The following is a 15,302-nucleotide window of genomic DNA, read 5'->3' on the forward strand; positions in this document are numbered from 1 at the left end:
CCTTCGTCGTCGGCCGCGCCGCAGGCTAGCGGTCGCCGAGGAACAGCTCGTCGAACGCGCGGCTCACCACCGGCCAGTCCCAGGTGGACAGGGCGTGGTCGGCGGCCAGTTTGCCGGCGTCCCGCCAGGCCTCCTCGGTGGCCGTGGTCTCCAGGATGCGCTTGGCCGCCTCCTCCACCGAGCCGACGACCCAGCCCTGCGGGTACAGGGTGCGGGCGCTGTTCGGCTTGCCGGCGTAGAAGGGCCAGTCCCGGGAGACCGGAACGGCGGCGCTGGCCGCGCCCTCCATCAGGCCGACGTGGCAGCCCTCGCGCACCGACGAGGAGAGGATGACGCCGATGTCGGTGAGCGCCGAGGGCACGTCGTCGGTGGGGCCGAGCCGCAGCACGACGCCCTCCTGGACCAGCGGCTTCAGCTGCGCCTCCATGGCCCGGCGGTACACCCGGGTGGCCATGCTGGTCTTCGGGTTCATGTCCCCGCCGACCAGCAGCAGCCGGTACCGCTCGTCGTGCTCGCGGACCCGGCGCAGCACCTCCACGGCCCACAGCGGGTCCTTGGCGACCTGGCTGACGCCGACCAGGCCCAGGTTGAAGCGGGCATCGGCCGGCTTCGGGCGGCCGAAGCCGGTCAGGTCCATGGCGTTGTCGACCAGGTGCGTGCGCGGCGCGGTGTCCTCGCGCAGCTGCGGCACCAGCGACTCGACCAGGTCCCGCACGTGCGGAGCCACGTACACCAGGTCGTCGATCCGGGAGAAGTCGGTCATGTGCGGCCAGCGGGTGAACGCCTCGTAGCTGTGCAGCCGCACGATGATCCGGGTGGTGCCCGGGTCGATCGTGGTGAGCATCGCCGCCGGGCCCACCGACCAGTCCAGGAAGACGGTGTCGGCCCAGTCCAGGTAGGGCCGCATCAGCCGCTCGACCTCTTCCTGGTAGGTGCTGGTGCCGCCGGAGAGGCGGTCCTCCAGCACCCGGCGTCCGGCCCACGCTATCCGCTTGAGGCTTCTCTGTGCGGCGAGGTCCAGGTAGCGCAGCTCCACGTCCTGGTGCTTGCCGTAACGGGCCAGGATGTGGCGCAGGAAGTTGTCGTTCGCGCTGGTGGTGACCAGCAGCCGCAGCGGCCGGTCCTTCGGCGGCTCGGCGTACGGGGTGCGGCGGCCCTGCGGTCTGGCGAGCGCCCGCATCGACGGCGAGCGGTACAGCGGGGCGGTGAACCCGGCGGCGTCCTCGGCCAGCGGCGAGGACAACTGGTCGATGTGGAGCACCCGGTGGAACGCCAGGGTCAGCGCCCGGTCCAGGGCGGCCGACGCCTTCACATGGTCTTCCCTGGCGAACTCCGCGTCGGTCTCGGCCAGTCGGGCCGCGACCGTCTTGTCCATGTCGCGCGGGCTGATGCCCTTGGCCAGCTCGTTCATCGCGGCCTCGTCCAGCAGCCCCGCCCTGGTGGTCAGGTCGGGAATCCTGGACGCGGCGGCGGCCAGGGTCAGCGACGCGCCGCTGGTGCGGCCCGCCCACTGCATGCCCTCGGCGACGTACCGGGAGGTGGCGACGCGCACCCGGGGCGGGACGCCCGGCACCTGGACGGCCGTCCGCCACAGCTTGGCGCCGACCGCGGACCGCATCACCGGGCGGGCGGTGGCGTGCCGCATCACCGCGGCCGGCAGGCCGTCCATGGCGCGGCGGGCGTTGGCCTTGACGATGTCCAGCGGCGGCAGCGCCGCGCGGGTGCCGGAGGTGCCGCGCTGCTTGACCCGCTCGACCGCCTTGAGGGCCGGCGCGATGCCGAAGTGGGCTTCCTCCACACGGTAGTACTGGGCCAGCCGCCACACCGTGTACACGGCGCCGGGGTCCAGCGCCACCAGCACGTCGGCGTGCCGGGCCTGGCGGCGCAGCCAGCTGTCGCCGCGTGCCTGGAGCCACACCTTCATCCCGCCGGGCGCCTTGCGGGCCTTGCGGCGCAGCGCGGCGCTGCGGGTGTTGAGGTTGCGCGGCAGCTGGTGGGTCTCGGTCAGCGGGGTGGTGCCGAGCTCGGCGACCGACGGCAGGTGGAAGACGCCGCCCAGGTACGTGGCCGCTCCCAGCGCCTGGAACTTGCGCACCGAGTCGGCGAAGACGCCCATCTGCGGCTTGGTGCTGGCGATGAACAGGACGTTGGTCACTGGGAGGGTCCTCCGGCGGCGGGCTGGGTGTCGGCGAGGGCGGCCGCGTCCCCGGCGCTGTCCCGGTGGAGGGCCGCGTGGTCGTCGATCAGGGTCTTCACCGCGACGCTCATCACCGCCTCGCGGGTGAACCGGTCGGCGTGCGCCATCGCTTCGGCGTGCACCTCGTCGCTGGTCTCCACCGCCATGTGCGCGGCCCTGACGAACGACTCGGTCAGGCCCGCCACGTCCAGCCCGGGAGCGCCGGTCCACAGCGGGTGGCCGTCAAGGACGTTGGACGCGTCGTGCTCGACCACGTGGGCGGAGACGATCGGCAGCCCGGTCGCCATGTACTCGTAGACCTTGCCGGAGGTGACGTACCGGCCGCCGATGAGGATGAGGACCATCGCGTCCCAGCGGGCGTAGATCGAGGCGACCTCGGCCTTGGCGGCGGGGCCGCCGAAGCGGACGCCGTCCGGCTCGGCCTGCTTGAGCACCTCGGCGTGCCGGTTGGCCTCGCGCCCGGAGCCGTTGCCGATGTGGCCGCGGACCTCGAAGGTGGCGTTGGCCAGCAGCGGCTCGCGCTCCCGGGCGGCCCGCCAGGCGTCCAGCACCGTCTCCAGGTGCGGGACGGTGAAGTTGACGGTGCCCAGGTAGCCGAAGGCGAGGCCGGCGCCGGTGTCCGGGCGGTGCACCCGGCCCGGGGAGCTGTCGGCGTCGTAGCCGTTGCGCACCACGTGCACGCGGTCGGCGAACTCCGGGTAGCGGGTGCGGTAGTGCTCGGCGATCGGGTCGTTGACCACCCACAGCGAGACCGCGTGGTCCAGGATGCGCTGCTCCCAGATCCCCTCGGCGGAGTCGCGGGCGAAGCACTCCACGCCCTCGATGACGTCGATCGACCAGCCGTCGCGGAAGTCCACCGCGTACGGGACCTTCGCCTCCTCCCACAGCTTCCAGGCCGCGGCGAGGTTGACGTAGGGGACGCAGCTGGCGAGCAGCAGGTCGGCCGGCTGCTCGGCGTGCACCTTCAGCACCGCCTGCTCCAGATCGCCGCGCCAGTCGCCGAAGTTGGGCTCCGGGAAGGGCTCCATCTGGCGGCGGCGCAGCCGGGTGACCCAGCCGTTCGGGTTGAGCGCGCGCTCCTCGCTGTACAGACCGATGTCGGTCTCCAGGTCCTCGCGCGACAGGGGCAGTTCGACGATCCGGACGCGCGGGTCGACCTGCTCCAGCAGGGTGAGGTCCACGCCGGAGTCGCGCTCCCAGGACTCCTGGGCGATGGTGACCACGGTGACGTCCCAGCCCTGGCGGACGAACTGGTTGGCCGTCTCGCGCATGCGGTAGGCGCAGCTCTTGGCGGCGGGCGGGAAACCGATGGCGAGATAGATCACGTGAGGCCGCTCGCCTGCGAAGGCAGGCGGCCGGGACGTGGGAGACACTGACATAACCGGTGACGCTAGCACGGTGAGATGGACGGAAAAGTGACCCCGAGGGGTCCTTTGTCCCTCACGCGTGCCGGCTGCCTCCCTTCTGCTCGTGCAGGTCCGCGAGGATGCGCACGACGTTACGGGCGGCCTGCCCGTCCCCGTACGGGGTGCCGGGGTCGGCGGTGGGCGCCGGCCGGGTCACCGTGGCGGCCCAGTCGTCCGCGGACAGCGTGTGCGGGTCGGGTACGAGGACGTTCCAACCGGTGTCCACGGTTTCCACCCACTCGGTCTCCGGCCGGATCGTGGTGTTGACCCGCTCCAGCAGGAAGGCCTCCTTCTGCAGGCCGCCGGAGTCGGTGACCACACCGGTGGAGGCCAGCACGGCGGCGATCAGACCGGCGTACGGCAGCGGGCGGCCGACGTGCACCGAGCCCTGGGCCAGCTCGATGCCGTGCTCCTCGGCGCGGGCCACCAGCCGCGGGTGGGCCAGCAGGGCGACCGGCACCGGCAGCGCGGCCAGCGACGCGATGATGGCGGCCAGCCGCTCGGGGTCGTCGGTGTTGTCCGGGCGGTGGAGGGTGGCCAGCAGGAACGGCCGGGAGGGGTCGATGCCCTCGGGCAGCGAGGGTGCCTGGTGCTTGCCGGCCCGCACGTCGTCGCGGATGCGCAGGCAGATGTCCACCATCACGTCGCCGGCGAGCACGGCGCGGTCCTTGAGGCCCTCGTCGGCGAGGTGGCGCATGGCCTCCTCGGTCGGCGCGAGCAGCACGTCGGCGCAGTGGTCGGTGAGCACCCGGTTGTGCTCCTCGGGCATGCGCCGGTTGAACGAGCGCAGCCCGGCCTCCAGATGCGCCACCGGCAGGTGCATCTTCACGGCCGAAAGGGCGCCCGCGATGGTGGAGTTGGTGTCTCCGTAGACCAGCACCCAGTCCGGGCGCTCGCGCTCCAGCACCGGGTCGAGCGCGGCGAGCACCGTGCCGGTCTGCACGCCGTGGCTGCCGGAGCCGACCCCGAGGTGGACGTCCGGGTCGGGGATGCCCAGTCCGTCGAAGAAGACGTCGGAGAGGTCCGCGTCATAGTGCTGCCCGGTGTGCACGATGACGTGCTCGTGCTCCGTTCCGGCGAAGGCCGCCGCGATGGGGGCGAGCTTCACCAGTTGGGGACGGGCGCCGACGATGCTGATGACTTTCACTGAGCACTCTTCTTCTACTGGGTACAGGTCGATGAGGGAGACGTGCCGTGCCATCGTAGGCAATCCCGGGAAGGGGTCGGTCCGCGGCTCCGGCCATAACGATTCCGGGACAACCGCCGCCCGCCCGCCCCCTCACCCCCGCCGTGTTCCTCCGGTAGCCCTCGTGTCCCCTTCCCGTATCCCTCCCGTTCGCCTGCCGGACCGTCCCTCGGGCCCCGCGACCGGTCCCGGCCCCGCCCCGGGGCGGTGTTATCGTCACGCCAGCCCGGGGGCGGCAAGGCGCCCCCGCGTGTGTGCTGGAGAGGGTCGGCGGTGAGCCATGGCGGGACGGTCCGCGCGTAGTCCCCACGGAGAGACGGGCGTTCGCCCTTCGGACCGGGACCGAAACCGGGGCCGGAGCGGCTCCGGTCCGGGGCTGCCCGGGGCGGCGGTGCCCGCCGGCACCGACTGGCTGGTGCGCGGCAAGGACGGCCGGCTCACCGCCTACGCGGCGGTCGAGGACGCGGTGCTGCGGTGGACCGAGGCGCACCCCGGCGGGCCCGGCTGGTCCGGCCCGGACACCATCCCCGCCCCCGGCAACGACCCCTATCTGTGTATAGCCCAGGGCGCCGACGCCTATGTGCATCTGGTGGGGCTGCGCCGCACCCGCGGCGCCGGCGGGAAGCCCGCCACCGAGGTGGTCTGCGCCTTGCAGTACCAGTCCGGGCTGGCGGTGCGCTCCTGGGAGACGGTCGGCAACCCGTTCCCGGACGACCCGGAGGCGGCGGCCCGGATCGGCCCGCCCACCGCCGTCGTCGACACCACCGGCTCCCTGCACGTCTTCGTCGCCGACCCGGGCGGCGGGGTCCGGCACCGCGCCCAGGTGGCCTCCGGCAAGTGGAACCGGTGGGCCGACCTCGGGGGGTTGCGCATCACCGGCCGGGTCTCGACCGCGCTGCTGGACGACGGGCTGATGGAGCTGCTGGCGCCGACTCCCCGGCACCTGATGCGGTGGACCCAGCCCGGGCGCGGGGTGAAGTTCGTCCGCGCCGCGGACATCCCGGCCGCCCCCGAGCCCGACTCGCTGTCCCGGGTGGCGACCGCCCCGGGGCGGCTCACCCATGTGTGGCACGACCGCGGGGACCGCACGGTACGGACCTGGCGCGCCGGCCCCGACGAGGCCGCCGCCGACCCCGCCCCGCTGGGCGGTCCGGGCGGCAGCGGTCCCGTCGCGCTGCTGCGTACGCCGGTGGACGGCCACGACTGCACGGTGATGGTCCGCCGGGACGAGGCCACCGGCCGCCCGGCGATCGCCGCCTACCCCACCGAGGAGGAACCCCTGGGCGCCTCCTGGACCCTCACCGGCGACCCCTGCCTGGGTGCCCCCGCGCTCGCCCTGGACGGCCGCGGCCGGGTGGTCGTCGCCGCCTTCGGCACCGACGGCACCCTCCGCGTCGCCCGGCAGAAGTCCGAGCCCGGCCTCGCCCTGGACGCCTGGACGGCGGTCTGAGGCGGGCGGCTTGATCCCGCGTCGCCCCGGTCAGGCCGCGCCCGCCTGCGGGGTCGGCGCCCGGTCCCGTACGCCGGGAGGTGAGCGCCCGGCCTGCCGCCCGTGCGGCGCCCGGTACGCCACCGTCCCGGGCTCGGGCGCCCGTGTCGCGGGGCCGGCCCGGGGCGGAGAGGGGGGCGGGTCAGGCGGTGGGGCGTTCGGTGAGGGCGCCGTCCTGCTCGTCGTAGAGCTCACCGGTCTGCGGGCACTCCCAGACGCCCGGCTCGCCGGCGCGCTCCACCAGGCGCACGCCGGTGCGGCCGACCCAGCCGAGGCGGCGGGCCGGGACGCCGGCGACCAGGGCGAAGTCGGGGACGTCCCGGGTGACCACGGCGCCCGCGGCGACCATCGCCCAGCGGCCGACCCGGACCGGGGCGACGCACACCGAGCGGGCGCCGAGCGAGGCGCCCTCGGCGACCTTGACGCCGACCGCCTCCCAGTCGCCACCGCGCTTCTGCTTGCCGGACGGGTCCACCGAGCGCGGGTTGTGGTCGTTGGTGAGGACGACCGCCGGGCCGACGAACACGCCGTCCGCCAGCTCGGCCGGCTCGTAGACCAGCGCGTAGTTCTGCAGCTTGACGTTGTCGCCGATGCGCACTCCGGTGCCGACGTAGGCGCCGCGGCCGACCACGCAGCCCTCGCCGAGCTGGGCGTCCTCGCGGATCTGGGCGAGCTCCCACACGCTGCTGCCGGCGCCGATTCGGGCGCTCTCGGCGACCTGGGCGGTGGGCTGGACCCTGTAGTTCACGCTGCTCTGCCTTCCGGCTTCCATTGCTGCCATACGGATACGAACACGGCTGTCGCCGCCGTGAGCATACGGGGCGGGGAGGGCGGCCCGGCGGGGCGTACCGGTCGTCAGGGCGAGTGCCCGGCGACCAGCAGCAGATGGCCGCCGAAGAGCCCGGAGACCACCGCCGCCGGGAGCAGCACCGCCCACCGCACCCCCGGCCGCGCCCGGCCCAGCGCGGCGGCGACCGGCAGCAGCAGGGCGAACGCGGGCAGCAGGAAGCGCCCCTTGGAGTGGAAGTAGCCCGCCCCGCCGACGGTGATCAGCAAGGTGAGCCCGGAGTGCACCAGCAGCGGCAGCGGCCACCGCTGGAGGACGCACACCACCAGCAGCACCGCCGCGCCGGCCAGCACCGCGGCCACCGCCGCCGCGCTCAGCGGCGTCTCGGGGCGGGCGAACAGCCGGCCCAGCCGGTCCCAGGTGTACGCCCCGCCGTCCACGAACGAACCCCACCGCCGCTGCACCAGGAAGTAGCCGTCCCAGCGGCCGGCCCGGACGCCGGTCCAGGCGACCCAGCCGAGCCAGCCCAGCGGCGCCAGCGCGAGGGCCAGGGCGGGGCGCCGGGGGAGCGGCCGGGCCCGCAGCGCGAGCAGCGCGGACACTCCGACCGCCGCCGCCACCGCGATCCCGGTCGGCCGGGTCAGCCCGGCCAGGCAGGCCAGCGCCCCGGCGGCCGGCCAGCGCCCGGTCAGCACGGCGTACAGCGCCCAGGCGGCGAGCGCGGTGAACAGGCTCTCGGTGTACGCCATGGACTCCACCACGGCGTGCGGCAGGACGCCCCAGAGCACGGTGGCGACGAAGGCGGTACGCCGCCCCGCGCAGCGCTCCGCCACCGCGTACACCCCCCACGCGGCCACCCCCGACGCGGTGAGCGACAGCAGCAGCGCCGCCCACGGGGCGGGCAGCGGGGTGAGGACGGCGGCGGTGCGGATCAGCACCGGGTAGAGGGGGAAGAACGCGTACCGGCACAGCTCCCCCTGCGCCGGGCAGCTCCCGGCGTACCCCTGCTCGGCGATCAGCAGATACCACGCCGAGTCCCAGCGGCCGGCCAGCAGGTCGAGCGCGCTCCGGTCGGTGCGGGCGAGCGCCGGCGCGAGGCCGAGCGTCCGCACCGCCGCGTACGCCAGCAGCGCCGGCCGGGCGCGGGCCAGCGCGGCGGCGGCCTGCCCGGCGGCCCTCCGGCGGGCGGGCCGCCGGCCCGACGCGGGCAGCCACAGCGGCGCGTCCGCCCCGGCGGCCGCCGTGTCCACCTCGCCCCGCGGGCCGGCCTGCGGCTGCGCCATGTCTCTCCCTCCGCGCGGCCCCGTCCCCGGGAGAGGGGAGGGATGCCAGGGAGAGTCTGGGGGGAAGAGGGCAGCTTGTCCGCTTATATGATCGGCGTGCCGATCGGGCCGCACCCGAACGCCGGAAGGGGACCCGGTGCGGGGGCGCCGGCGGGTCGCGGTTCCGGTCCGGTTTGACCCCCGGCGGGGCCGTCCGTAACCTTGACCGTCGGCGTGTCTCCACGCACGCCAACTCCTGAGCATCTCCCTCCTGGGAGCCTTCGGGCGCCCGGAGAGGCCGCTCATCCCATCCGGACGGTCACGGGCCCGCTGTGGTCCGTGCGGGCGGCTGGCATCAGGGGTTCCCGTTCCGAGCGAGAGAGAGATCCGCGTGTACGCCATCGTGCGCAGCGGTGGCCGCCAGCACAAGGTTGCTGTCGGCGACATCGTTGAGGTTGACAAGATTTCCACTGCCAAGGTTGGCGACACGGTCGAGCTCTCGACCCTGCTCGTTGTCGACGGCGACGCCGTGACCAGCGACCCGTGGGTGCTGGCCGGCATCAAGGTCCAGGCCGAGATCGTGGACCACCACAAGGGCGCCAAGATCGACATCCTGCGCTACAAGAACAAGACCGGCTACCGCCGCCGCCAGGGCCACCGCCAGCAGTACACGGCGATCAAGGTCACCGGCATCCCGTCGGCCGCGAAGTAAGGGACTGAGGAGACATGGCACACAAGAAGGGCGCATCGTCCACCCGGAACGGTCGCGACTCCAACGCTCAGCGGCTCGGCGTGAAGCGCTTCGGCGGTCAGGTCGTCAACGCCGGTGAGATCCTGGTCCGCCAGCGCGGCACCCACTTCCACCCCGGTTCGGGCGTGGGCCGCGGCGGCGACGACACGCTGTTCGCCCTGCAGGCCGGCGCGGTGCAGTTCGGCACCCACCGCGGGCGCAAGGTCGTGAACATCGTTCCGGCTGCCTGATTTTCTTTCGCGGAGGCGGACCTCACTTCCCGTACGGGAAGCGGGTCCGCCTCTCGCGTGTTCCACCCTCGTGTACGTACGGACGTGTGCGTACGCACGTAGAACGACATCGGAGGCACTGACATGACCACCTTCGTGGACCGCGTCGAACTGCACGTCGCCGCGGGTAACGGAGGCCACGGCTGCGCCTCCGTGCACCGGGAGAAGTTCAAGCCGCTCGGCGGCCCCGACGGCGGCAACGGCGGCCGGGGCGGCGACGTCATCCTGGTCGTCGACCAGTCCGTCACCACGCTCCTCGACTACCACCACTCGCCGCACCGCAAGGCCACCAACGGCAAGCCCGGCGAGGGCGGCAACCGCTCCGGCAAGGACGGCCAGGACCTGATCCTGCCCGTGCCGGACGGCACCGTCGTGCTGGACAAGCGGGGCGAGGTGCTCGCCGACCTGGTCGGCCACGGCACCTCCTTCGTCGCCGCCGAGGGCGGCCGCGGCGGCCTCGGCAACGCGGCGCTGGCCTCCGCCCGCCGCAAGGCCCCCGGCTTCGCGCTGCTCGGCGAGCCCGGCCGGGCCGGCGACATCGTGCTGGAGCTCAAGACCGTCGCCGACGTGGCCCTGGTCGGCTACCCCAGCGCCGGCAAGTCCTCGCTGATCTCGGTGCTCTCCGCCGCCAAGCCGAAGATCGCCGACTACCCCTTCACCACCCTCGTCCCCAACCTGGGCGTGGTCACCGCCGGCTCCACCGTCTACACGGTCGCCGACGTGCCCGGCCTCATCCCCGGCGCCAGCCAGGGCCGCGGCCTGGGCCTGGAGTTCCTGCGCCATGTCGAGCGGTGCAGCGTCCTGGTGCACGTCCTGGACACCGCCACGCTGGAGTCCGACCGCGACCCGGTCTCCGACCTCGACGTCATCGAGGAGGAGCTGCGCCAGTACGGCGGGCTGGACGACCGGCCCCGGATCGTCGTCCTCAACAAGGTGGACATCCCCGACGGCAAGGACCTCGCCGAGATGATCCGGCCGGACCTGGAGGAGCGCGGCTACCGCGTCTTCGAGGTCTCCGCCGTCGCCCACCTCGGCCTGAGGGAGCTGTCCTTCGCGCTCGCCGAGATCGTCGCCACCGCCCGTGCCGCCCGGCCCAAGGAGGAGGCGACCCGGATCGTCATCCGCCCCAAGGCCGTGGACGACGCCGGGTTCACCGTCACCCGCGAGGACGAGGCCCTGTTCCGGGTCCGCGGCGACAAGCCCGAACGCTGGGTCCGTCAGACCGACTTCAACAACGACGAGGCCGTCGGCTACCTGGCCGACCGGCTCAACCGCCTCGGTGTCGAGGAGGAGTTGATGAAGGCGGGCGCCCGGGCCGGCGACGGCGTCGCCATCGGCCCCGAGGACGACGCGGTCGTCTTCGACTGGGAGCCGACGATGATGGCCGGCGCCGAGATGCTCGGCCGCCGCGGCGAGGACCACCGTCTGGAGGCCCCGCGCCCGGCCGCCCAGCGCCGCAAGGACCGCGACGCGGAGCGGGACGAGGCCGAGCGCGCCTACGACGACTTCGAGCCGTTCTAGGCCCGGGCCGTCTCCACGGTCACGTACGGTAGTCGGCAGGGTGCGCGGGAGGGGTGCCGCGCCCCCTCCCGTGCCGGGGAACGGCGGTCGGCCGCCCCGGCCCGTACCCCTCCGTCCCCGGCCCCGCCCTCCAGTCCCGCGCAGGTCCGGGCCGGTGGCGGGGCGGGTCCGCGGGCCGCGTGATGTCGGACACGCCGCCGCCCGCCGCCGGGCCCGCCAACGCCCCTGACCAGAGGGTGAACTCCAGGTGTCGCGGGGGTGGGTGCGGGCCGCCGTCCGCCTTGCGGGACAGTCACGCAGAGTGCGACCATCGGGCCGTCCCCCATCCCCGCAAGGTAGGTCGTTCTGTGTCAGCGCCGCGTGAAGCAAAGACCCGCACCACAGCTGTCGTGCTCGCCGGGGGCACCGGCCAGCGCGTGGGGCTCTCCATTCCGAAGCAGCTGCTGAAGATCGCGGGCAAGGCGGTCATCGAGCACACGCTGACCATCTTCGAGAACGCCGAGTCCATCGACGACGTGATCGTGCTGATGGCCCCGGGCTTCACCGGCGACGTCGAGAAGATCGTCGCCAAGGCCGGACTGACCAAGGTCAAGCGGGTCATCGAGGGCGGCTCGACCCGCAACGAGACCACCGAGCGGGCCATCGCCGTGCTCGGCGAGGGGCTGGCCGACGGCGAGGACCTCAACGTCCTCTTCCACGACGCGGTGCGCCCGCTGCTCTCCCAGCGCGTCATCCAGGACTGCGTCGACGCCCTCGACCGCTACCAGGCCGTGGACGTCGCCATCCCCTCCGCGGACACCATCATCGTCACCCGCACCCACGGCGAGGACGGCGAGTTCATCACCGACGTCCCGGACCGCTCCCGGCTGCGCCGCGGCCAGACCCCGCAGGCGTTCAAGCTCTCCACCATCCGCCGGGCCTACGAGGTCGCCGCCGGGGACCCCAACTTCCAGGCCACCGACGACTGTTCGGTGGTGCTCAAGTACCTGCCCGACGTGCCGATCCACGTGGTCTCGGGCGACGAGTACAACATGAAGGTGACCCAGCCGGTCGACGTCTTCATCGCCGACAAGCTGTTCCAGCTCGCCTCCACCGCCGCCCCCCGCCAGGCCGACGAGGCCGCCTACCGCGAACTGCTGGCCGGCAGGACCCTGGTCGTCTTCGGCGGCTCCTACGGGATCGGCGCCGACATCGCCCGGCTCGCCGAGGGCTACGGGGCCGCCGTCTACGCCCTCGGCCGCTCCAGCACCGGCACCCACGTGGAGAACCCCGAGCACGTCGAGCAGGCGCTGGCCACGGCGTACGCGGAGACCGGCCGCATCGACCACGTCATCAACACCGCCGGGGTGCTGCGCATCGGCCGGCTCGCCGAGACCGACCACGCCACCATCCGGGAAGCGCTGGACGTCAATTACCTGGCCCCCGTGCAGATCGCCCGGGCCGCCTACAAGTACCTGGTCGAGACCAAGGGGCAGCTGCTGCTCTACACCTCCTCCAGTTACACCCGGGGCCGCGCCGAGTACAGCCTTTACTCGTCCACCAAGGCCGCCATGGTGAATCTCACCCAGGCCCTCGCCGATGAATGGGCCGCCGACGGAATCCGGGTCAACTGCGTCAATCCCGAGCGCACCGCCACCCCGATGCGGACCAACGCCTTCGGCCGGGAGCCGGCCGGCTCGCTGCTCTCCTCCGAGGCCGTCGCCCGCACCTCGCTGGACGTCCTGCTCTCGGAACTGACCGGTCACGTCGTCGATGTACGCCAGCAGGACCCGACCGCCGGCGCGAGCGAGGCATCCGGCTTCGAGCAGGCCCTCGCGGCGGTCCTGGACCGCCAGGAGGATGTGTAATACTCGGCGGATATTCTTCTCGGATCCGGGTGATTTCGGTGCGGCCGCAAAGGTCCGATTTCCGATAAGGACACTGCCGGAAACAGCAGGGTCACAGGAAATTCACAGGAATGGCGTACCGGCCGGACGGGCGCTCCGGTGAACGGACCGCCCGCCGGACGCCCTGTCCTCCGAGCGCACCACCCGCTGGACGCACGATCCGCCGCGAACGACCCCTCTGGAGCAGATTCCACGTGATTTCGACCATCATCCGGCTGGCCCGCGTCGGCAGCGGGTCCGAGCTGGCCGCGGCCGTCCTGATGGGGCTCGGCTATCCGAGCGTCCTGGTCGCCGCCCTGATACCGAACCTGTGGTTCTTCGCGGCGGCCGCGGCGGTCACCTACGCCGCCGACTGGTATCTGCACCAGAAGAAGAGCTACCTGGTCAACCGGCTCGGCCAGGTGCGGCTCGGCCTGCCGATCCGCTTCCTGCTGCGCGAGCTGCTGATGGTCCTGCTGCTGGCCCGCGAAGGCCTCGCCGACCACCCGCTGTTCTACGCCGCCGTCGGCTGCCTGCTGGTCTTCTACGGCCTCCAGGCCGCGCAGGGCGCCCTCGCCACCTTCGTCCGGCTGCGCCGCACCATGCCGGTCGTCACCCGCAACGTCGACCTGCACGCGGTCCGCGTCCCCGACGCCCCGCCGCGCCCCCTGCTGGACCGCTCCGCCGAGAAGATCCTGCACTTCGACGTCCTGGCGCTGGCCGGCCTGCTGGCCGCGGTGATCACCGGGCGGGACGCCTACGGCTACGCGGGCGTCGCCGCCACCCTCGCGCTCGGCCTGCTCTACATCCTGGCCCTCGCCCCGTACCTGCGGCGCAGCCGCCGCGCCCCGGCCGCCGGCGCCGTGCTCAAGGCCGTCACCAAGTGGCTCGGCGAGTACCAGCCGACCGTCGCCCTGTACTTCTCCGGCGGCGCCGACTCCGCGTACCAGCTCAACATGTGGCTGGAGACCCTGGAGCGGCTGGACGGCCGGCCGATCATCATCATGCGCGAGCGCAACCTGGTCGAGAAGCTGCACCAGACCACCGTGCCGGTGCTCTGCGTCCCGGGCGGGCAGCACCTGATGGCCATGGACCTCTCCACCATCCGGGTCACGCTCTACCCCGCCAACGTCGGCAAGAACATCCACATGCTCCGCGAGCCCAGCACGAAGCACGTCTTCATCGGGCACGGCGACAGCGACAAGCTGGCCAGCGTCAACCCGTTCTCCAAGGTGTACGACGAGGTGTGGACCGCCGGGCAGGCCGGTCGCGACCGGTACGCCCTCGCCGAGGTCGGCGTGCGCGACGAGGACATCGTGGAGGTCGGCCGCCCGCAGCTGGCGCCCATCACCCCCGCCGCGGCCACCCCGAAGCACCTGATCCCCACCGTCCTGTACGCCCCCACCTGGGAGGGCTGGGACCACAAGGCCGGCAACACCTCGCTGCTGCTGGCCGGCGAGAACATCGTCCGGCGGCTGCTGGAGGCCGACCGCCCGGTGCGCGTCGTCTACAAGCCGCACCCCTTCACCGGGCTGGTGAACCGCAAGGCCAAGGCCGTCGACGCCCGCATCCGGCAGATGATCATCGCCGCCGCGGCGGCCCGCGCCACCGACCCCCGCTGGGCGGGCCAGGCCGCCGAGACCGCCGGGCAGCGGTCCGCCGCCCGCGCCGAACTCACCCGGATCGAGGCCCGCCTCGCCGAGCTGACCGAGACCGGCCGCCCCGGCAGTGACGAGGCCGAGACCTCCCGCACCTCGCTGGCCGACCCGCACCGCCTCGCCGAGGTCCGGCGGCTGCGCGCCGAGCGCGACGACGCCTACTGGCGCTCGCTGGGCTGGTGGGAGCACACCGTGGTGACCGGGACCGCGCCCTCGCTGTACGACTGCTTCAACGAGGCCGACGCCATGGTCTCCGACATCTCCAGCGTCGTCTCCGACTTCATCACCAGCGGCAAGCCGTACGCGGTGACCGACTCCGCCGAGCTGGGCGCCGAGGAGTTCAAGCGGCAGAACACCGCCGTACGGGCCGCGGTCGTCCTCTCCAACAGCGCGGCCGAGTTGGACGAACTGCTCGACGCCGTCGCCGACCCGGCCGCCGACCGGCTGGCCGGCGCCCGCCGGGAACTCAAGCGGTACCTGCTCGGGCCCGACCGACCGACCTCCCAGGAGCGGTTCAACGCGGCCGTGCGCGCGCTGACCGCCAAGGCCGAGGCGCGCAACGCGAGCGTCGCCCGGAAGCTGGCCGGCGAGGAGATCGCCCGGCTCGACGAGGAGGCCGCCGGCGCCGGCGCCACCGAGCCGCCCGCCGCCGTGGACACGGTCGCCGAACGGGGCGCCGCCGAGGAGCCGGAGCAGGCCGAGCGGCCCGAGCCCGGCACCCCGGCCGCCGTCGACCCGGCCGCCGTCGAGGCGGCGGAAGCCGACCCGGCGATCGCCGAGGACGCGGCCGCCGCCGGAGCGCCCGCCGAGGCCGCGGCACCGACCACCGCGGCCGCCGCCCCCTGACCCGTACGGGCCCGGAGCGCTGACCCCCCCATCGCGGGGCGGCCGGCTCCGGGTCCCTGCCGTTC

Annotated in this window: 11 protein-coding genes; 6 read left to right on the top strand and 5 right to left on the bottom strand. The window is 73.5% G+C overall.

Annotation, left to right across the window (positions count from 1 at the left end; genetic code table 11):
- Positions 1-25: 25 nt before the first annotated feature.
- The 3 genes from M1O15_RS05510 to wecB form a co-directional block, all read right to left on the bottom strand.
- Entirely contained in the window at positions 26-2,155 is a 2,130-nt protein-coding gene (locus M1O15_RS05510) for a glycosyltransferase family protein (protein ID WP_248632079.1), read from the bottom strand.
- Positions 2,152-3,522 (bottom strand): glycosyltransferase, encoded by a 1,371-nt coding sequence (locus tag M1O15_RS05515; RefSeq protein ID WP_248632080.1) that lies wholly within the window; start codon positions 3,520-3,522, stop codon positions 2,152-2,154. Before M1O15_RS05515 ends, M1O15_RS05510 begins: the two co-directional genes overlap by 4 nt.
- A 115-nt stretch (positions 3,523-3,637) precedes the next feature.
- The gene (gene wecB, locus M1O15_RS05520; RefSeq protein WP_248632081.1) at positions 3,638-4,750 is read right to left on the bottom strand and encodes a non-hydrolyzing UDP-N-acetylglucosamine 2-epimerase; all 1,113 of its coding nucleotides are present in this window, start codon (positions 4,748-4,750) and stop codon (positions 3,638-3,640) included.
- Between the two features lie 430 nt (positions 4,751-5,180).
- On the opposite strand from wecB, the gene M1O15_RS05525 reads away from it, so the two are divergent.
- The gene (locus M1O15_RS05525) at positions 5,181-6,239 is read left to right on the top strand and encodes a PLL family lectin (protein ID WP_248632082.1); all 1,059 of its coding nucleotides are present in this window, start codon (positions 5,181-5,183) and stop codon (positions 6,237-6,239) included.
- Positions 6,240-6,420: 181 nt separating this feature from the next.
- On the opposite strand, the gene M1O15_RS05530 is transcribed toward M1O15_RS05525, so the two are convergent.
- The gene (locus M1O15_RS05530) at positions 6,421-7,026 is read right to left on the bottom strand and encodes an acyltransferase (RefSeq protein ID WP_248632083.1); all 606 of its coding nucleotides are present in this window, start codon (positions 7,024-7,026) and stop codon (positions 6,421-6,423) included.
- Positions 7,027-7,133: 107 nt separating this feature from the next.
- A complete protein-coding gene (locus M1O15_RS05535; protein ID WP_248632084.1) occupies positions 7,134-8,348 on the bottom strand; it encodes a putative hexosyltransferase in 1,215 nt (404 codons plus the stop codon).
- A gap of 370 nt (positions 8,349-8,718) precedes the next feature.
- On the opposite strand from M1O15_RS05535, the gene rplU reads away from it, so the two are divergent.
- The 5 genes from rplU to M1O15_RS05560 all read left to right on the top strand — a co-directional run bounded on the left by rplU (position 8,719) and on the right by M1O15_RS05560 (position 15,237).
- Entirely contained in the window at positions 8,719-9,039 is a 321-nt protein-coding gene (gene rplU, locus M1O15_RS05540; protein ID WP_248632085.1) for a 50S ribosomal protein L21, read from the top strand.
- Between the two features lie 14 nt (positions 9,040-9,053).
- Positions 9,054-9,308 carry a 50S ribosomal protein L27 gene (gene rpmA / locus M1O15_RS05545; RefSeq protein ID WP_031070415.1) on the top strand — a complete coding sequence of 85 codons (255 nt, stop codon included), beginning with the start codon at positions 9,054-9,056 and terminating at the stop codon, positions 9,306-9,308.
- A gap of 123 nt (positions 9,309-9,431) precedes the next feature.
- Positions 9,432-10,868 carry a GTPase ObgE gene (gene obgE, locus M1O15_RS05550; protein ID WP_248632086.1) on the top strand — a complete coding sequence of 479 codons (1,437 nt, stop codon included), beginning with the start codon at positions 9,432-9,434 and terminating at the stop codon, positions 10,866-10,868.
- A gap of 347 nt (positions 10,869-11,215) precedes the next feature.
- Positions 11,216-12,715 (top strand): SDR family NAD(P)-dependent oxidoreductase, encoded by a 1,500-nt coding sequence (locus tag M1O15_RS05555; RefSeq protein WP_248632087.1) that lies wholly within the window; start codon positions 11,216-11,218, stop codon positions 12,713-12,715.
- Positions 12,716-12,948: 233 nt separating this feature from the next.
- Positions 12,949-15,237: a prolipoprotein diacylglyceryl transferase gene (locus tag M1O15_RS05560; protein WP_248632088.1), complete on the top strand. Its 2,289-nt coding sequence runs from the start codon at positions 12,949-12,951 to the stop codon at positions 15,235-15,237.
- The last annotated feature ends 65 nt before the right edge of the window (positions 15,238-15,302 follow it).

Source organism: Streptomyces lichenis (genome assembly GCF_023218175.1).
Lineage (GTDB): Bacteria > Actinomycetota > Actinomycetes > Streptomycetales > Streptomycetaceae > Streptomyces > Streptomyces lichenis.